Here is an 18384-nt window from a genome sequence, read left to right on the forward strand (position 1 = left end):
AAGCTAGCGGCGGTCCAGGTCGGCGCGGCGGGCGGCACGCCTCTCGTCGCGCAGCTCGGCGAGCGGGATCGTACGGGTCTCTCCGTCCCCCGCCTCGAGCGACACGGTCTCCTCGAACAGGTCCCACGACTTCACGTTCTCGCGGCCTCTGGCGGTTCGAATCGTCCTGCCCACGGGCGGGAAGCGCTTCCGGGCCTGCGCGTACACGGCGTGCTCGTAGCGGAGACAATTCATGAGACGGCCGCAGGCGCCCGAAATCTGGCTCGGGTTGAGGGAGAGGCCCTGGTCCTTCGCGAGCTGCAGCGTGACGGGTTCGATGGACGTGAGCCACGAGCGGCAGCAGAGTTCGCGGCGGCAGCGGCCCAACCCCCCGAGACGGCGCGCCTCGTCGCGGACTCCGATCTGCCGCAGGTCGATCCGGGTCCGGAACGAGCGGGCCATGTCCCGCACGAGGGCGCGAAAATCGACCCGCTTGTCCGCAGTGAAGTACACCGTGAGCTTGTTGCGGTCCCACTGCCACTCCGCCTCGCTCACCTTCATCCGCAGCCGGTGTTTCGCCGCGAGTTCGCGCGTGCGCCGGCGGACTTCGAGTTCCTGGTCGCGCAGTTGCTGCAGCCGCAGCACGTCGGCCGGCGCGGCGCGGCGGATCACGCGGCGGGACGGCAGCGGGACGGCGCGCTCTCCCACGGCGTCGCAGCCTCCCTCGCAGGCCAGATCCCCGGCCGCGGCCGCGCGCTTCACCCACCCGATGTCCTGCCCGCGGTCGGCCTCCACCACGACATATTCCCGCTCCGTCAGCGGTGGGACGCCGCTGAAGGCGAAGAAGTCGGAGCGAAGGCCCTTGAACCGGACCTCGAGGACCTGGCTCGCCGCTCCCGCCACCGGACCCGGCGACGCCACGGGATCCGGGGCGGCCGCCGGACTCGGGGGCGCCGCGGGATCGGGTCCCGGCCGGCGCTCGCGCGAGGCGCCGTTGCCGGACTCGCCGGCGGGGCGCGCGGGACGGGGGGGGCGCGGTCGCACCGGGCGCGGCCGCCGGCCCTCGCTCACCTCTCCTCCCAGGCGCCGATGGCGTAGTACTTGTCGCGCCGCGATTCGACCAGTTCGCCCGGCTCCCGCTTCGCCAGTTCGCGCAGGTGGCGCCGGATCGCGGCGCCCATGGCTTCGACCGCGGCCTCCCGGTCGACATGCGCCCCTCCCCGGGGCTCCGGGATGACCTGGTCCACCACGCCCAGATCCTGGAGGTCGCGGGCCGTGAGCTTGAGCGCCTCCGCCGCCTGGTCGGAGTGCTCGCGGCTCCGCCACAGGATCGCGGCGCACCCTTCGGGCGAGATCACGGAGTAGATCGCGTTCTCCATCATGAGGACGCGGTCCGCCACGCCGATCCCCAGGGCTCCACCCGAACCTCCCTCGCCGATGACGCAGCTCACGATGGGGACGCGCAGCCCCGCCATCACGGCGAGGTTGCGGGCGATCGCCTCCGCCTGGCCCCGCTCCTCGGCACCGATCCCGGGATACGCTCCCTGCGTGTCGATGAAGGTGATGACGGGGCGCCCGAACTTCTCGGCCAGCCGCAGCAGGCGTTTCGCCTTGCGGTATCCCTCGGGATGGGGAGAACCGAAATTGCGGCGCAGGTTCTCCTTCATCTCCCGGCCCTTCTGGTGCCCGATGACCATGACGGAACGGCCGTCGAGCTTGAGCCAGCCGCCGACGATGGCCGGGTCGTCGCGGAAGACGCGGTCGCCGCGCAACTCGAAGAAATCCGTGCCGATCCCGTGGATGTAGTCGAGCGAGAAGGGACGGTCCTGGTTGCGGGCGAGCTTCACACGATCGAAACGCGAGAGTCGGGCCATGGCCTCATCGTGCGCGGCGGCGAGTTGGGCTTCCAGCGGCCCCAGCTCGGCGCTCACGTCGATTCCGCGTTCTCTGGCCTTGTTCCGAAGCTCCTCCACATGGTCGCGGAGCTCGGCCAGACCCTCCTGTTCTATCGACATACGCGATCATCTCTCGATCCCAAAGCCGACGTCCAGCCCTCGGCCTGCGCTCGGCTGTCTGCATAAACTGGGCTCGCGGACGGCGATCCGGCCAGCGGGCGGCCGGACGGGGGCCGAACCGTCAGTGGTTCCGGACCAGTCTCACACCGCTTCCGCCCAGCAGCGCGCGCAGTTCCTCGACCAGGGTCGGCGTCGGGGCCACGCGTAGCGTGCGCGACTTGAACCGGGAGGGGTGCGCGTCGTCTTCCGGCACCCCGAGATCCCCGTTCGCACCGCCGTTCGCCTGGCCCCGGACCGCGGTCGCATCCACGTAGAGAGGGCCGAGTCCCGGCGACGCCTCGATCAACGCGCGCGCCTTGCCGAACGCGCCGGGTTCCAGCCGGTCGTCCTCGCGGAGTTCGATCAGGATCCCCACCTGGCCCTCGTCCCGCACGTCCGCGAGCGCCCGCACGGAGTCGAGGAAGATGGGCGGATCGTCGTCATCCCGCGAGTTACCGGACACCGTGCCCGCGATCAGGACCGGGCGGTCGTCCGTGAGGAGACCGCGGTTCTTCTGCCACACATCGCCGAACACGAGCGTCGTCGCCGTCCCGTGGAAGTCCTCGATCGTGAGGCGCGCCCACTCCCGGCCGTCCTTCCGCGCGGTGCGCACCGACGTCTCCGTGATGACGCAGGGGACCTCCACTTTCCGGTCGCGGCGCTCGCGCAGGTTCGTCGTCCTCGCCTCCAGCGCGTACATGTCGACGAGATCCCGGTAGCGCTCGAGCGGGTGTCCGGAGATGTAGAACCCGAGACGTTCCTTCTCCTCGCGCAGGCGGTTGCGCTCGCTCCACGCGGGCACGACCGGGAGTTCGATCTCCGGCCGCGTCTCCGCCGAGTCGCCCCCGAACAGGCTCGTCTGTCCGCTCTCGGCCTCCTGCCGGCGCAACTGCGCCTCGTTGAGCATGACCTCGAGACCGGTGGTGAGCGCGGCGCGGTCGCCCAGGTCGTCGAGCGCCCCGGCTCCGATGAGGGCCTGGATCACGCGCGAGTTGTTGAGCCGCAAGTCGATCCGTTCGAGGAAGTCGATGAAGCTCTCGAACGGCGCCTCTTCCCGCGCCGCCTGGATCGACCGGATCGCCGAGTGTCCCACGCCCTTGATCGCGCCCAGCCCGAAGCGGATCGCCGACCTCCCGGGATCGTCCGGATCATCGACGACCGTGAAGCGATACCCCGACTCCTTCACCGAGGGGGGGAGTACCCGGATCCCGAGCAGCCGAGCGGCTCCGATGTAGGACACGACCGCATCCGTGCTCCCGATTTCCGACGACAGGAGGCCGGCCATGAACTCGGCCGGGTAGTGCGCCTTCAGCCACGCGGTCCGGTAGGAGAGGAGCGCGTAGGCCACGCTGTGCGCCTTGTTGAAGCCGTAGCGGCCGAAGGTGCGGATGAGTTTGGCGATCTCGCCCGCCTTCGGTTTCGCCACGCCGCGCTCGACCGCGCGCTTGACGAACTCCCCGAGGACCCGGTCCGTGAGGTCGGCGTCCTTCTTCCCCACCGCCTTCCTGAGCACGTCGGCTTCGGCGAGCGAAAAGCCCGCGAGCAGGTTGGCGGCCCGCATCACCTGCTCCTGGTAGGTGATGACCCCGTACGTCGGCTCCAGAACCTCCTTGAGGTCGGGATGGGGATAGTCCACCGACTGGAGTCCCCGCTTGCGCTTGATGTAGACGTCCGTCATCCCGGAATCGAGCGGGCCCGGGCGGATGAGCGCGTTGACGGCGACGAGGTCGTCGAAGCGGTCGCAGCGCATGGCGCGCAGCTTGTCCGTGGCGAGGCTGGATTCGAACTGGAACACGCCGCTCGTGCGGCCATCCGCGAGCATCTCGTACACGGCGGGGTCGTCGAGGCCGATCTCCTCCCAGTCCACGCGGGTCCCGTGCCGTTCCTCGACGTTCCGGGCGGCGTCGTCGATCACGGTCAGCGTGCGAAGGCCCAGGAAATCCATCTTGAGCATGCCCGCCTTCTCGAGCGCGTTCATGTCGAACTGTGTGATCACGGCGCCGCTCTTGGTGTCCGAGCAGATCGGCACGTAGTCGTCCAGCGGTCCCGGCGCGATTACGACGCCCGCGGCGTGCACGGAACTGTGGCGCGCGAGCCCCTCGATGCGTTCCGCGTAGTCGAGGAGTTTCCTGACCTGGGCGTCCTCGCGGTCGCTCTCGGCGAGTTCGCCCACTTTCTTCCTCGCCTCCGCCACCGTGAGCGAATACCCCGGCGTCGACGGCACGAGCTTCGCGAGGCGATCCGTGTCCGAGGGCGAGAAGCCGAGCACGCGGCCCACGTCCCGGATCACGGCGCGCGCCTTCATCGTCCCGAAGGTGATGATCTGCCCCACCGAAGCCTGTCCGTACTTCTCCCGCACGTAGTCGATGACCTCGCCGCGGCGCTCGTAGCAGAAGTCGATGTCGATGTCCGGCATGGAGACGCGTTCCGGATTCAGGAAGCGCTCGAAGAGGAGGTCGAACTCGAGCGGGTCCACATCGGTGATGCCGAGCGCGTAGCAGATGATCGATCCCGCGGCGGATCCGCGGCCGGGTCCGACCGGGATATCCCGTTCGCGCGCCGCGACGATGAAATCCCAGACGATGAGCAGGTAGCCCGCATACCCTGTGTTCTCGATGACTCCGAGTTCGTAGTCGAGGCGCTGGCGCACCTCCTCGGGCAGGGGATCGCCGTACCTGGACTTCGCTCCCTCCGTCGCCTCGTGGCGCAGCATCTGCATGGGTTCGGAGAAGCGGTCCGGGAGCGGGAAATCGGGCAGATGGTACTGCTTCTCGAACTGGACGTCGCAGCGCTCCGCGATCTTCACCGTCTCGGCGAGCAGGCCGGGCAGATCGGGGAAGAGTTCCGCCATCTCGTCGGCGCTCTTGAAGTAACTCTCCTCCCCGTGGAAACGGAGCCGGTCGGGGTCGTCCTTGTCCTTTCCGGTCCCGATGCAGAGGAGCGTGTCGTGCGCGTCCGCGTCCTCCCGCCGCATGTAGTGCGCGTCGTTCGTGACGACGAGCGGCAGCCCGAGTTCCTCGGAGATCTGGATGATCCCCTTGTTGACGAGGTCCTGCTTCGGAATCCCGTGGTTCTGGAGTTCGAGCCAATAGCGGTCCTTGAACACGCCCGCGTGCCACTCCGCCGTCCGCTTCGCGTCCTCGTACCGCTCGTGGTGCAGGTAGCTTGCGACCTCGCCCACGAGGCAGGCGGAGAGGCAGATGAGCCCGTCCGAGTAGCGCTCGAGCATCTCGTGATCCACGCGCGGGCGACGGTAGAAGCCCTCCGTGTACCCGATCGACGAGAGCTTCACGAGATTCGAGTAGCCGCGCCGGTTCTCGGCGAGCAGCACGAGGTGGGCGCTGTGGGCCGGGGCTCCCTCCTCCAGCTTGCGGGAGCGGCGGTCGCCGTACGCGACGTAGACCTCGCAGCCGATGATCGGCTTGATTCCCCTGGCGCGGGCCTTCTCCTGGAACTCCCACGCGCCGTGCATGTTGCCGTGGTCCGTGAGGGCGATGGCGGGCATGCCGAGTTCGACCGCGCGGTCGATCAGGTCGTCGATCCGGTTCGCGCCATCGAGGAGCGAGTACTCGCTATGTGTGTGAAGATGAACGAACTGCATCCGGGCGACCCTGTCCGGCCAGGCGTGTCAGATTTGGCTGCTTCGGCCTTCGGGCTCGGCTATGCCCCGGACTCGACGCAGCGGAACGACCCCAGTATCTCCTGCAACTGCAGCATGTACTCGTACTTGGCCCGGTTCGGCGAATAGAGCCACGCATCGACGAAGTACGTGCGCGCCGGACAGTCGATCAGCCAGACGATGAACGGGCCCGCGGCGGGGAATCCGCCCGCCTCGTCCTGCCACACGCCCGTCACCTCCAGCGCCGGGCGGCCCTCCCACATGAAGCTGACCACGCTCGAATTCGTGTCGTCGATCCGCTGCGGGACGTTGTAGTGCACGGCATCGATCTCCGCCCGCCACTCCAGCGCCAGCTCCCTCGTCAGCGAGTCCACGCCCGGGCGCCAGGCGACGAGGATCGAGCGGATGAGTTCGCTCGGGTCCGGGTTGTCGTTGCGCAGGATGACGAGGCTGTCGCCACCGCCGAGGTCCCGCGCGATCCGGTCGTAGACCTCGGGGACCAGCATCGAGAACCCGAACCGCCGCCCCAGATCCGCCCTGAGCGCGGTGTCGGCGGCCGTCGCGAACATCCGCCGCAGCACCAGTTCGCGGTAGTTCGTGTCCACCGCGTTGAGGACCGACGGGAGGGCCGCCACCCACGACTCGGCTTCGCGGCCGGACCGCAGCAGAACCGCCGTTACTGTCTGGGACAGGGCCCACACGTTGGACGCCTGGAAGACACGGCCCGGCTCGAGCGCGCCGAGATCCTGGCTCGCCTCGGCCGCCACCTCGAGCATGAGGGGATCGTCCGCCGTCCCGAACACGATCAGGTTACGGAACATCTTCAGTTGTCCGACGTTTTCGTGGCCCGGGTCGACGAAGCTGACCTCGTACTGCTTCTCGTCGCGGCTCGTGAAGATCGTGGGCTCGAGGACCCGCTTGGTCTCCTCCTCCACTTGCTGCGAGAGTGAGTCGGGAGCGAGGATGATGAGGCTGTTCGCCTCGCCGAACGCCGTCTGCCTGCTGCAGGCGGAGAGGATCGGGAGCACGGCCGCGAGGAGCGCCATCGGGGCGCCGAAGGGACGGATTTTCATGCGAGTGAAGCTAGACCGGCGGGCTGGCGGCGGCAATCGAAACCGGGGCATCGCGGGACGGATTTCGCGGTGACTACGCGCCGGGATTTCCTCGCCGCGTGGTCGCGCTCGGCGGCTCTCTGCGCGCTGGCGCCGCTGCCCTTCGCGCAGTTCGGCCCGGTCGCCCGTGCGAACGGCGGCGGGATCCGGGTATCCGGCGGCGGATCTGCGTCCGTCGACCGCTTTCCTTTCGAACTCGGAGTGGCCTCCGGGGAACCGGCCGCCGACGGCGTCGTCCTGTGGACGCGGCTGCTCGCCCTCCCCGGCGATCCCGGCGCCGCCTTCCCCGTGCGGTGGGAGATCGCCGCAGACGACGGCTTCCGCAGCGTCGTGCGGCGGGGCGAGGCCGCGGCGCTCGCCGAACTCGGCCACTCCGTTCATGTGGAGGTGGAGGGACTGGAGCCCGGCCGCGACTACTGGTACCGCTTCCACGCCGCCGGCGCGACGAGCCCCGTCGGCCGCACGCGCACCGCCCCCGCCCCCGGCGCCCTGCCCGACCGCTTGGATTTCGTCTTCGTCTCCTGCCAGCACTACGAACGCGGCTGGTACACCGGCTTCCGCCACATGGCCGCCGAGTCGCCCGCCCTCGTCGTCCACCTCGGCGACTACATCTACGAGAGCGGCCCCGGCGCCGGGGACAACCTCGTGCGACGCCACGACACGGAGGAACCGCGCACGCTCGACGGCTACCGCGCGCGCTACGCCCTATATAAAAGGGATCCCGACCTCCAGGCCGCGCACGCCGCCGCCCCCTGGGTCTTCACCCCCGACGACCACGAGGTCGACAACGACTGGGCCGGCGACCACAACACCGAGGACATGACCCAGGAGGCGTTCCTCGCGCGCCGCGCCGCCGCCTTCCAGGCCATGTACGAGCACTTCCCCCTGCGGCGGACATCGCTCCCGGCCGGCCCCGACGCGCAGTTGCACCGCCGCCTCGACTTCGGCTCGCTGATGCGCCTCCACGTCCTCGACACGCGGCAGTACCGCACCCTCCAGCCCTGCGGCGGCCGCCGGCAGCCGCCCTGCGCGGAACAACGCGCGGAAGGCGCCACCATCCTCGGAACCCGGCAAGCCGACTGGCTGCTCGACGGCCTCGACTCGTCGCCCGCCCGCTACAACGTCCTCGCCAACCAGGTCTTCATGGCCCGCCTGCTGGAGGGCGATGAGACTCTGACCCTCCCCATGGACAAGTGGGACGGCTACCCCGCCGACCGCGACCGCCTCATGACCTTCCTCCACGAGCGCCGCCCCTCCAACCCCGTCGTCCTGACCGGCGACCTCCACACCAACTGGGTCAACGACCTCAAACTCGACTTCGAGCGCGCGGATTCTCCGACGGTCGGCACCGAATTCGCCGGCACCTCCATCAGCTCCAGCGGAGACGGCGTGGACATGGCTCCCCAGGGAGAGAACGCCATGGGCCACAACCCCCACATCAAGTTCTTCAACGCCCAGCGCGGATACGTCCGCTGCCGCCTCTCCCCCGCCCGCCTCCGCACCGACTTCCGCGTCATGCCCTACGTCACCCGCCCCGACGCCCCGATCGCCACGCGCGCGAGCTACGTCGTTGAGAACGGAACTCCCGGCGCCCGGGAAACTTGAACCCGCCGCGCGGTGTCCTTAGGATGGACGCGACCCGGCGCCCGACCCTCCGCCCAAGCGGAACGGTCGCGCGCCGGTCTTCTTCGGGGCCCGTAGCTCAGCCTGGTTAGAGCGCACGCCTGATAAGCGTGAGGTCGGTAGTTCAAATCTACCCGGGCCCACTCTCCCACCACCGGATCCAATCCCCACCCGCGCCTCGATCCCAGACCCGACCTCGCGGACGGCCACGTCGACAGGTGCAGCATCATGTTCCGCCCTGGGCGGCGAACGGGTAGGTGAACGAAGTTCAGTCGTCGCCGCCTTCCTCCGCGTGGCGCCGGGCGATCCGCTCCAGTTTCGGCCCGATGGACGTCATGACCGCCGCGAACAGCACCACGACCCAGCCCGCCGAGAGGATGAGGTGGATGCCGACGAGCCCGCGGGCGCCGACGGACACCGGGGCGATAGTCGCGAAGTCCTGGGCGAGGCCGGCGAAGAAGGAGAAGAACAGCCAGTCGACGATTCCCGTGCCGGCGTCGGAGAACGCCCCCGGACTGAAGTGTTCCAGCATGCCGTAGAATCCGGCGAACAGGATGATGATCGTCACGTAGCCGATCGCGAACCCGCCGATCGGGACCCACATGACGCGCAGGTAGGCGGAGAGGCCGCTGTACACACGAAACCGCGGCCGGAACCAGATGATCGCCGCGCGCCCGAAAACGAAGAACGCCGCCGTGACCGTCAGTTCAAGGAGCAGCAAGCCGGCCGCGATCCCCAGGCCGGCGCCGATGCCCAGGCCGGGGTCGGCCGCCATCAACCCCACGACGATCGCGCCACCCGCATAGCCGACGGTGGGGACGGTGGCGAACACCAGCCGCCAGGGAGGGCGGGTGTCGCGCCAGCCCGCGGCGCGGTGGCTGAGGAGGCCGGCGGAGAGCGCCACCCAGGGCACGAACAGGAAGATGTCCACGAAGAGCGACGGTTCCGATAGCGCATAGATGGCGGGCAGGAGCCCCAGCGCGAGAAGGACGGATACGAACACGGTCTCCCGGAGCGCGTCCCGATACCCCGAGAACGAGGTTCCGCCGACCTCATCCAGCAGGTCTTCGCCGTGGATCAGTCCGACGCCCAGCGCGAGGACCGGCGACATGGCGATCGCCCCGCTGGTGACCGCTACCGTGGAGGCGAACACGGCGCCGATCCCGACCAGGGCGCCGACGAGGATGCCGGTCCACGGCCTCGGCCCCCGGTTCCCGCTGAGACCGACCGCCGCACCGATGGCGAGACCACAGCCGGTGCCGACCGCGACGCCGGCGTTGCTCCCCGCCGTCGCGTAGCCGAAGGGAACGACGATGACCGCGACGGCGGCCGCTATCCGCACGGCCAGCCAGATCAAGTCTCAGCTCCGGCCAGCGTGTTTGTGGCTGTCATGGCACACCTCGTTGTGCGAGGTGAGTTTTGCGCGACGGCGAGCCTAAGGTGACGATATGCTAACAACGCTGTCCAGCGGTTTCTTGAACGGGAGGCGGAGGACTGAATGAACTTCGAGGTCTTCGTCGTGGGGGGGATCCTCCTGGTCGCGGTGGTCCTGTTCGTCACCGAGAAGATCCGGGTAGACCTCGTCGCGTTGATGGTGATGCTGGTGCTCGTCGTGACCGGCATCCTCGAGGGCGAGCAGGCGATCATGGGCTTCGCCAACGAAGCCGTCATCACGATCGCTTCCGTCCTGGTCCTGAGCGGCGCCCTGATGCGGACCGGGGTGGCTCATTTCATCGGCCAACGGGTCCTGGCGGCATCGGGCGATGGCGTCGGCCGCCTCATCGCGGTGATGATGGCCACGGTGGGCCTCCTGTCGGGCATCATGAACGACATCGGGATCACCGCGCTCATGCTGCCGGTGGTACTGGACATGGCCCGCCGCATAGGGACGCCGCCCTCCAAGCTGCTCATGCCCCTCGCCTTCGGATCCCTGCTCGGCGGGATGACGACCCTGATCGGAACGGCGCCGAACATCCTCGTGAACGGGGCGCTGCAGGATGCCGGGTTCGAGCCGTTCGGGATGTTCTCGTTCACGCCCGTCGGGTTGACCGCGCTCGCGGTCGGAATCGTCTACATGACCTTCCTCGGGCGGCGCCTGTTCCCGGACCGGGATCCGAAGAAGGAATCGACGCCCGCGGATCTGGGCGGACTTTACGACCTGCGCGGCCTGATCGGCATGCTGAGAGCCCCCGAGAATTCCACCCTGGCGGGCAAGACACTGCAGCAAAGCCGCCTGGGCCAGGCCCTGGGTCTGAACGTCGTCGCGGTGCAGCGAAGCGGACAGATGATCCTCGCTCCCGGGACGGACTTCGTCCTGAACGGGGGAGACGAGATGGTGGTCGAAGGAACCCTCGAGAGGTTCGAAGCCCTGCGCGCATGGAAGCAACTGGAGATCGAGTCCAGAGACCGGACGCTGGGGCGGATCACCGACGCCTCCGTGGAGGTGGCGGAACTGGAGCTGGCGGAAGATTCATCGCTGATCAGGCGGACCGTTCGCGAGGCGAATCTGCGCCGGACCCGTCACCTGCACGTCCTCGCGATTCTGCGCGGCGATCGGGCACACCGCACGGGATTGCGGCTCATGACGCTCGCTCCGGGGGATCGCCTGCTGGTTGCGGCGAAGAGCGGGCGACTTGCCGCACTGGAGGAGGACAAGACCCTCGGAGCGGTCCATTCGGTGCCGGCAGGAGAACTGATCTCCCGCTACCAGATGGAACGCAGGATTCAGAGCGTCAGAATCTCGGAAGATTCGCTACTCGCCGGTCAGTTGCTCGCAGAGACCCACCTGGCCGATGCGTTCGGCCTGACGGTCGTGGGCATTTTGCGGGCCGATGAAGAGCTTCTCATGCCGGATCCGGATACGAGAATCGAGGGAGGGGACGTTCTCCTCCTCCGGGGACGATTCGAGGATCTCGAGATCCTGGCGGGGCTCCAGGGATTGACGGTGGGCGACAATCGCCCCCTGGACTTCAGCCGCCTGGAGTCCGACACGGTCGGCCTGGCGGAGGCCTCGTTGTCCCCACGCACGACATTCGCGGGAAAGACGATCGAGGAACTCAATTTCCGCGAGAACTACGGCGTTTCCATCCTTGCGATATGGCGGAATGGAGAGATCTACCGGAGCGGGCTGCGGCGAATGGAACTGCTCCCGGGCGATGCGTTCCTGCTCTATGGCGACAGGAACAAGCTCGCGCTCCTGGTGGACCACCCGGACTTCCTCGTCATGACCGAAGGAGCGACAGAGGCGGTGCGCAGCCGGAAGGCTCCGGTCAGCGCCCTCATCATGGCGGGCGTCCTGACTTCGGTGATCTCAGGCCTGCTGCCCATCTTCATCGCGGCGCCGATCGGGGCGGTCGCGATGGTGCTGACGGGCTGTCTCAACATCGAAGAGGCCTATCGGTGTATCGAGATGAAAGCGGTGGTCCTGATCGCGGGGATGCTCAGCCTGGGAATGGCGATGCAGGAGTCCGGAACCGCCGCGCTGGTGGCCGAGGCGGTGCTGGGATCTCTCGCGGACTTCGGTCCCCTGGCGGTGGTGGCGGGACTCTTCCTGATCACGGCCCTCTCGGCTCAGATGATGCCGACGGCGGCGGTGGCGGTGCTCATGTCGCCCATTGCGCTCAGCACGGCCGTCAGTGAAGGGCTCTCACCCCACGCGCTGATGATGACGGTGGCGGTGGCGAGTTCCTGCGCCTTCATGAGCCCGGTGGGACACCCGGTGAACCTGCTGGTGATGGGTTTCGGAGGGTACCGGTTCGTCGATTTCATCAAGGCCGGATTCCCGCTGTTCATCCTGGTCATGGCGGTGGTGCTGACCGTGCTCCCGCTCGTCTGGCAGCTCGCGCCGGCAGGCTGAAATCTGACGCGTCGACGGAGCCTGCGGACGGCCGGGTCCAGGCTCTACCGGGGCTGGCGTTTCTGCTATCTTGCAGGGTGGCGGGAGAGCAGGGATCGACCATCGCCGCAGCAGGGAGTGCTTCGACTTCGACGAGGACGGGGACTGCCCCGGGAGCAACGACCTGGCGCTCAACGCCCCGAGCCACAAGGGCTCCGTGGGGTTCGCGTTCACCGACCGCGCCCGAGGGTTCGTGCTCGACGGGCGCTGGCGCTTCACCGATGGTTTCGACATGAGGTCGGGCGTGTTTGCCGGTGCCGTGGACGCCTACCACGTCCTGGATCTGACGACCGGCTATCAGCTTCCCTTCCAGCCGAACGCACGCCTGGAACTGACGGTGTACAACCTGCTCAACAACGTGCATCGGGAGTTCGTGGGAGCGCCGGAGCTGGGGAGGTTGGCGCTGTAGCGGCTGCGCTACGACTTCTGAGATCGGCGATGTGCGGTCATCGTGCTAGAGGCGGACCCAGGCGATTCCGTCCACGTGCTCGAAGTGGCGGTCGGCCGAAACCAGGTCGGCTCCCCCTCAGAATACGAATCGCCGCTGTGAACCGTCAAGGCTTCACTGATCGGTCAGGCTCCGGCCGTAAGGAGGCGAGTCTCTCAGGCGCGCCGAGGCGCTGAGGGCGCTCCCGGACAACGCCATGCCGGGGGACTGACGGGCCAGGAAGTCCGCAACTTCCTCGGCCGCTCTGACGCCGCTCGCGAGGGCCCCGTTCACGGAGGGCGTGCGCATGTAGTCGCCCGCGAAGAAGAGATTGCAGAACCCCCGGCCGTGCGGGCGATGCATATCGGAGATCGCCCTGAACATGCCGGGGCGCCCCATGCAAACGGCCTCTTTCCAGCGGTACACGCGCGTGAAGAGGCCTTCGTCGTCGGCGGGGAGAGCAGAACCCGGAGGAGGATTCAGGCGCGCTTCGCGGAGCAGTTCTCGCTTGATCTCCTCGTCGTCCAGCGCCAGCAACTCCTTCGCGCGGTCTTTGCCGATGATCAGGTCCAGGGTGCTCTTTCCGGGCGGCGCGCACGCCGGGAGGTTTACGGATCGGTCCAGCAGAAGCGGCGTATCGTCGTCAGGGTGAATGGCGCCGTGCCAGCCGGCGGGGAGCGGCGGACGGTCGAGTCCGATGACGACCCGGCAGCCGCTGGAGTAGGTCACCGTTTCGAGCGCCCGGCGGATTCCGTCGGGCAGCTCGGGGATGAGGTCCGGTACCCTCGTGGCGGGAACGGCGCAGATGACTGCGTCCGCCTCGATGGGGCCGGCGTCCGTCGCGACGCGCGTCACGATGTCGCTTCGCGCTTCAACTCGATGGACGGTGGTCGAGACGCGGATCGCGTCTCCGCACGCGGCGGCCAGTGCGCGGGCGAGGTCGGAGGTCCCTTTCTCGGGTACCCAGAGTTTGTCCGCCCTCAACAGAATCTCCGACACGTACGTCAGCATGTACGCCTGACCGGAGTTGCCGACGTCACCCATCGTTATCGCCTCAAAGAAGCCCTTGAGGGTCGACTGCACGGACTGGGGCACCGCAATTCTGTCCAGGTAGTCGCCAAACGTCTCGGCGTCGTTCCACTCCGCGAGTCGGCTGTCGCTCATGAATCCGAGTCGCGTGGATCGGTGAGTCGTGTCGCCGAACAGCTTGCGGCATGCCCGGATGGACCGGGGCGAAAGAAAACCCAGGGACCCGGCCGCCGGGAGATTCCTGATGAGGTTCGTGGCCGAAAGGCCCGGTGTCGTTGTGACCCACCTGCCATGCCGGTACCAGCCGAGCTTCATCTTCGAGCGAGCCTGCGGCACGCCCAACTCGTGGCACATTTCGTGGGCCACGTCGCAGGACGAAGTGAAGAAGTCCGCCCCGGCATCCACGAAAAAACCGTCCACTTGTTCGCCCGCCAGACGCCCACCCACGTGTGCGAGCGACTCCAGCAGCATGGGCTCAATGCCCTTCTTCTTGAGCGTGTAGGCGGCGCTGAGACCGGCCGCTCCTCCCCCGATGATGACGACTCGTCGTGGGTTCATTGGACCTGTCGGTTTTGATGAGATGAACGTGATGCCCGGGGCCAGGTGGGCCGCTCCAGCGGAGCCGTCACCCACTCAAATTGGGGGAGGTGCGATCCGCGCCTAGAAGGCTCTAGCGGCAGGCAGAGCGGGGGAAGGGACGATTCTTATGGATATGGAGCAAAAGACGAAGAAAAGGCACGACTTTTAGTCCCGATCTGCTCGGCTCAGCAACGGCCGCACGAACTTTTCGTTGAACGCGGCGAAGAGCTGATCGGGATCCATACACTCGAGTTCTCGCAGCGTGCATCCCGGCCATCGTTTGCTTTTTCGCGTCAGCGTCGGGCGGGCGAAGCGGACGATCCTGCTCACGCTCTCCCAGCTCAGGCCCGACAGGCGAAGCTGATGGGCGCGCAGCATCACGAGACCGCCGAGGAAACGGTTCAGCGTCGTCGCGCGCGCGGTGGCGTCGGCGAACTGCTGCGAGAGGGTGACCGGGGAGCAGCGGACGGCACGGGCCAGCTCGCCGGCGCAGCGCAGGGGCGTGCTCTGGGCTTTGGTGGCGGCTATGGACAAGCCTGTGCGCAGGAGTCGGGGGAGATCCGATCGGTGTATGACGTAAGCCAGATGAGACAACCCCGATTTGCTGCGCACCCGCACGATTTCATGGGGGAGTTGCGTCTCGAGTTTGTCGAACCAGACGAGTGCGGATACCCGCACATCGCTCAACCAGCGCGCCACTGCCGAGTCGCGGTCCGTCACCAGGATGACCGGGATCAGTGGCAGGATCCGCTCAACGTCCTTGAGCAGTTCGACCGTCTCGGGCACAACCCAACTGCGACACGCGATGATCAGACCGGTGGTATCGCCTTCTTCGCCCGTGACGACCGCGGCCGCATCGCGCACGACGGTGACGGGGCCCTCCACGGCAGCCTGCACGCGCTCGGCGTCACCTGACGTATGGGCGAAGATGCGGATCAATTCAGGGGGTCCGCGGCCAGCGACATGCGAGGCTGCTCAGCGAGACGGCTCTCATCGAACACCGTGTAGCTGTGTCACGAACCGGTGCGGTATCGTGATTATTTGGCGATCCAGCGGTTCACGCGCATGAGATTACGGTGACCGAGAAACAGCGCGCAAGGATGACCGAACCGGCTCACCGGGGAGTTTCGTGCCCTTGAACCCTGCCTGCGAGTCTTGCCGAGCGACATTTGCGGTATATTATCGTGACAAACGAGCGATAATCGCGGAATGGCTGCAGCGGGAAGCCTGGATTTCCGGTGCGGCGGAGAAGTGAACAAATGGCTGAGAGTTCCGCCGAGTGGCAGCGACAGGTGGAGGCGCTTCGAGAGCGCGTCACGAGGTTGAGTGCCGCCGTCCTGCGCATCAGCAGTACCCTGGATCTGGATACCGTCCTCCAGGAGGTCGCCGACAGCGCCCGAGCCCTGACCGGGGCGCGCTACGGCCTGATCACCACGGTCGACCGCGCCGGGCACCTCGAGGACTTCGTCACTTCCGGCTTTACACCCCGGGAGAAGGACGAGATGGCTTCGTGGCCGGATGGACCGCGGCTCTTCGAACACCTGCGAGCGCTCGACGCGCCGCTCCGGCTGTCGGACCTGCCGGCCTACGTCCGAGCGCTCGGGCTCGCGCCGGATCTGATGCGGTCCAAGACGCTACAGGGGGTGCCGCTGCGGCATCACGACATCGCGGTGGGCCACTTTTTTCTCGCGGAGAAGGAAGGTGGAGAGGAGTTCACCGACGCGGACGAGGAGGTGCTGATGCTGTTCGCGTCCCAGGCGGCGACGGCGATCGCCAACGCCCGCGCGCACCGCGATGAGCGAAGGGCACGGGCCGACCTGGAGACGCTGATCGAAACCTCGCCGGTGGGTGTCGTGGTCTTCGATGGACGGACGGGCCAGCTCCTGTCGTTCAACCGGGAGGCACGACGGATCGTCGATGTACTTAGCATGCCCGGGACCTCCTCGGAGGCGCTGCTGGAACTGATCACCTTCCGCCGCGCCGACGGGCGGGAACTGGCCCTGGCCGAGTTCCCGCTGACGCAGTTGTTGAGCAGCGGCGAGACGGTGCGCGGCGAGGAGATGACGCTGTCGGTGCCCGACGGCCGACACGTGACCACGCTGGTCAACGCGACGCCGATTCAGACGACCGACGGCGCCGTCGAATCGGTCGTGGTCACCCTGCAGGACCTGGCGCCGCTGGAGCAGATCGAGCGGCTGCGCGCAGAGTTCCTGCAGATCGTGAGCCACGAACTCAGGACGCCACTGATCTCGATCAAGGGTTCGACGGCCACCGTGCTGGGAAGCTCGGCGGCGCCCGACGCGGCCGAGATGCTGCAGTTCTTCCGCGTCATCGACGACCAGGCCGACCGCATGCATGGCCTTATTGGCGATTTGCTCGACCACGGACGCATCGTGACCGGCACGCTGTCGGTGTCCCCCGAGGCGGTCGAGGTCGCCCACGTCGTGGACCGGGCGCGGAGCGACTTTGAGAGAGGCACCGGGACGCACCCGCTCGACATCGACCTGCCGGAGGACCTCCCTCGCGTCTTCGCCGACCGCGTGCGCGTCGTCCAGGTTCTCAACAACCTCCTGTCCAACGCGGCGAGGTACTCGCCCGAGTCGTCGCCCGTCCGCGTGAACGCAGCGAGGGACGGCGTACATGTGACCATCACGGTGACCGACCAGGGTCGGGGCGTGCCGCCGGACCGGCTGCCGCACCTGTTTCGCAGGTATACGGCGCCCGCCGCGGGGGACCGCCACGGCGGGCTGCGGGGAGCGGGTCTGGGGCTCACGATCTGCAAGGGACTCGTGGAAGCGCACGGGGGCCGCATTTGGGCCGAGAGCGACGGTCCGGGACGCGGCACGCGGTTCACATTCACGCTCCCGGTGGCTGAGGAGGTGTATGCCGCCGCGGCACGTCCGGCGGCGGGGGGCCGAAGTCCGGCTCAGGAAGGAGTGCATGGCACGCGAGTCCTGGTCGTCGACGATGATCCGCAGACCCTGCGGTACGCTCGGGACGCGCTCACCGAAGCAGGTTACGTGCCGGTCGTGACCGGCGACCCGGACGAAGTGGTTGATCTCGTCAGGACGCACAAACCCGGGCTGGCCCTGCTGGACCTGCTACTCCCCGGGACCGACGGGATCGCTCTGATGGAGCGGATCCCCGAACTGACGGACGTTCCGGTGATCTTCATCTCCGCTTACGGGAGGGAGGAAACGGTCGTCAGGGCGTTGGACGCGGGCGCGGTGGATTACATCGTCAAACCCTTCTCTCCATCGGAACTGGGGGCGAGGGTGCGGGCCGCCTTGCGCCGAGTGGCCGGCCCGAAGCCGTTCGCGCTCGGGCAACTGGCCATCCGGTACGACGCGCGTCGGGTCTCGGTGGCCGGCCGGCAGGTGCAACTGACAGCCACCGAGTACGAACTGCTTCGCGTGCTGTCGATGAACGTCGGTCGTGTGCTCACATACGAATCGATACTGCGCCAGGCGTGGGGCGGACGGCACGCCGGGACTCCGGATCCGAAGCTCGTGCGCGCCGTCGTGAAGCGCCTGCGCCGCAAACTTGGAGACGACGCCGCCAACCCCGCCTATATCCGCAACGAGCGTGGCGTCGGCTATTACATGCCCACCGAAGGAGTCTGACCTCGATGATCGTGCCCCGCGGCGGCCTTCTTGACCGTTATTGATAAGGGGTTATCGTTATCTTCGAGATCATGCCCGAGGCGGGCGGATCCATTAACGGAACGAGGTGAAAACGTGAGACATCTTCAATCGAAACTGCCACTCGTCCTGGCGACCGCCGGGCTGCTGGTCCTTGGCGCCTGCGGCGGGGACGACCCTATGGAGCCCATGGAGGAATTTCACGCCGACGAAGTCGAGGGCGTGACCCTGTCGCTGAGCGGCCAGACCGTGGCGTCCTACGACGGACACGATGGAGCGTGGACCGGAGAACTCGAGGTCGAGCCGGGCGAGGAAACCGCCCACATCGGCGTGCAGTTCACAGACCACGACGGGCACGCGGTGACGCTCCCCAGTGACTTCTACCTGCGGGTGGACGTCGCGAACGAGTCGATCGCCGAGTTCGAG

General features: G+C 67.6%; 12 protein-coding genes and 1 tRNA gene. 6 read left to right on the top strand and 7 right to left on the bottom strand.

From position 1 onward, the window contains the following. Nucleotides 1-3 precede the first annotated feature (3 nt). From ricT to OXN85_01305, 4 genes are all read right to left on the bottom strand, one after another. The gene (gene ricT, locus OXN85_01290) at nucleotides 4-1050 is read right to left on the bottom strand and encodes a regulatory iron-sulfur-containing complex subunit RicT (protein MCY3598595.1); all 1047 of its coding nucleotides are present in this window, start codon (nucleotides 1048-1050) and stop codon (nucleotides 4-6) included. Then, nucleotides 1047-1994, bottom strand: coding sequence for an acetyl-CoA carboxylase carboxyltransferase subunit alpha (locus OXN85_01295; protein ID MCY3598596.1), 948 nt, complete (start codon nucleotides 1992-1994; stop codon nucleotides 1047-1049). Before OXN85_01295 ends, ricT begins: the two co-directional genes overlap by 4 nt. Before the next feature lie 121 nt (nucleotides 1995-2115). Continuing rightward, nucleotides 2116-5634, bottom strand: a complete 3519-nt coding sequence (dnaE, locus tag OXN85_01300) for a DNA polymerase III subunit alpha (protein ID MCY3598597.1) — start codon at nucleotides 5632-5634, stop codon at nucleotides 2116-2118. Between the two features lie 59 nt (nucleotides 5635-5693). Beyond that, nucleotides 5694-6725 (bottom strand): DUF4837 family protein, encoded by a 1032-nt coding sequence (locus OXN85_01305; protein ID MCY3598598.1) that lies wholly within the window; start codon nucleotides 6723-6725, stop codon nucleotides 5694-5696. A gap of 69 nt (nucleotides 6726-6794) precedes the next feature. On the opposite strand from OXN85_01305, the gene OXN85_01310 reads away from it, so the two are divergent. Both OXN85_01310 and OXN85_01315 read left to right on the top strand, forming a co-directional pair. Next, nucleotides 6795-8369: an alkaline phosphatase D family protein gene (locus OXN85_01310; GenBank protein MCY3598599.1), complete on the top strand. Its 1575-nt coding sequence runs from the start codon at nucleotides 6795-6797 to the stop codon at nucleotides 8367-8369. An 86-nt stretch (nucleotides 8370-8455) separates the two neighbouring features. Next, a tRNA-Ile gene (locus OXN85_01315) sits at nucleotides 8456-8530 on the top strand. A gap of 125 nt (nucleotides 8531-8655) precedes the next feature. On the opposite strand, the gene OXN85_01320 is transcribed toward OXN85_01315, so the two are convergent. After that, on the bottom strand, nucleotides 8656-9744 hold the full coding sequence (locus OXN85_01320) for a hypothetical protein (GenBank protein MCY3598600.1): 1089 nt from the start codon (nucleotides 9742-9744) through the stop codon (nucleotides 8656-8658). A 141-nt stretch (nucleotides 9745-9885) separates the two neighbouring features. On the opposite strand from OXN85_01320, the gene OXN85_01325 reads away from it, so the two are divergent. Both OXN85_01325 and OXN85_01330 read left to right on the top strand, forming a co-directional pair. Then, nucleotides 9886-12243 (top strand): SLC13 family permease, encoded by a 2358-nt coding sequence (locus OXN85_01325; GenBank protein ID MCY3598601.1) that lies wholly within the window; start codon nucleotides 9886-9888, stop codon nucleotides 12241-12243. 70 nt (nucleotides 12244-12313) lie between these two features. Continuing rightward, nucleotides 12314-12691: a TonB-dependent receptor gene (locus tag OXN85_01330; protein MCY3598602.1), complete on the top strand. Its 378-nt coding sequence runs from the start codon at nucleotides 12314-12316 to the stop codon at nucleotides 12689-12691. Nucleotides 12692-12844: 153 nt separating this feature from the next. Here the strand turns inward: OXN85_01330 and OXN85_01335 are convergent, their stop codons facing one another. Together OXN85_01335 and OXN85_01340 are read right to left on the bottom strand one after the other, a co-directional pair. After that, complete coding sequence (locus tag OXN85_01335; protein MCY3598603.1) at nucleotides 12845-14296, bottom strand: NAD(P)/FAD-dependent oxidoreductase; 1452 nt, start codon at nucleotides 14294-14296, stop codon at nucleotides 12845-12847. Nucleotides 14297-14482: 186 nt separating this feature from the next. After that, a complete protein-coding gene (locus OXN85_01340; GenBank protein MCY3598604.1) occupies nucleotides 14483-15256 on the bottom strand; it encodes a hypothetical protein in 774 nt (257 codons plus the stop codon). A 320-nt stretch (nucleotides 15257-15576) separates the two neighbouring features. Between OXN85_01340 and OXN85_01345 the strand changes: the two genes are divergently transcribed. Both OXN85_01345 and OXN85_01350 read left to right on the top strand, forming a co-directional pair. Continuing rightward, complete coding sequence (locus tag OXN85_01345) at nucleotides 15577-17940, top strand: response regulator (GenBank protein MCY3598605.1); 2364 nt, start codon at nucleotides 15577-15579, stop codon at nucleotides 17938-17940. 207 nt (nucleotides 17941-18147) lie between these two features. Beyond that, on the top strand, nucleotides 18148-18384 hold a 237-nt coding region (locus OXN85_01350), incomplete at its 3' end, for a hypothetical protein (protein MCY3598606.1).

The sequence above is a fragment of the Candidatus Palauibacter australiensis genome, assembly GCA_026705295.1.
Lineage (GTDB): Bacteria > Gemmatimonadota > Gemmatimonadetes > Palauibacterales > Palauibacteraceae > Palauibacter > Palauibacter australiensis.

Coding starts and splice junctions, on each gene's coding strand:
- OXN85_01335 (MCY3598603.1), bottom strand. CDS start 14,296: ATGAACCCACGACGAGTCGTCATCATCGGGGGAGGAGCGGCCGGTCTC.
- dnaE (MCY3598597.1), bottom strand. CDS start 5,634: ATGCAGTTCGTTCATCTTCACACACATAGCGAGTACTCGCTCCTCGAT.
- OXN85_01295 (MCY3598596.1), bottom strand. CDS start 1,994: ATGTCGATAGAACAGGAGGGTCTGGCCGAGCTCCGCGACCATGTGGAG.
- OXN85_01305 (MCY3598598.1), bottom strand. CDS start 6,725: ATGAAAATCCGTCCCTTCGGCGCCCCGATGGCGCTCCTCGCGGCCGTG.
- OXN85_01325 (MCY3598601.1), top strand. CDS start 9,886: ATGAACTTCGAGGTCTTCGTCGTGGGGGGGATCCTCCTGGTCGCGGTG.
- OXN85_01345 (MCY3598605.1), top strand. CDS start 15,577: ATGGCTGAGAGTTCCGCCGAGTGGCAGCGACAGGTGGAGGCGCTTCGA.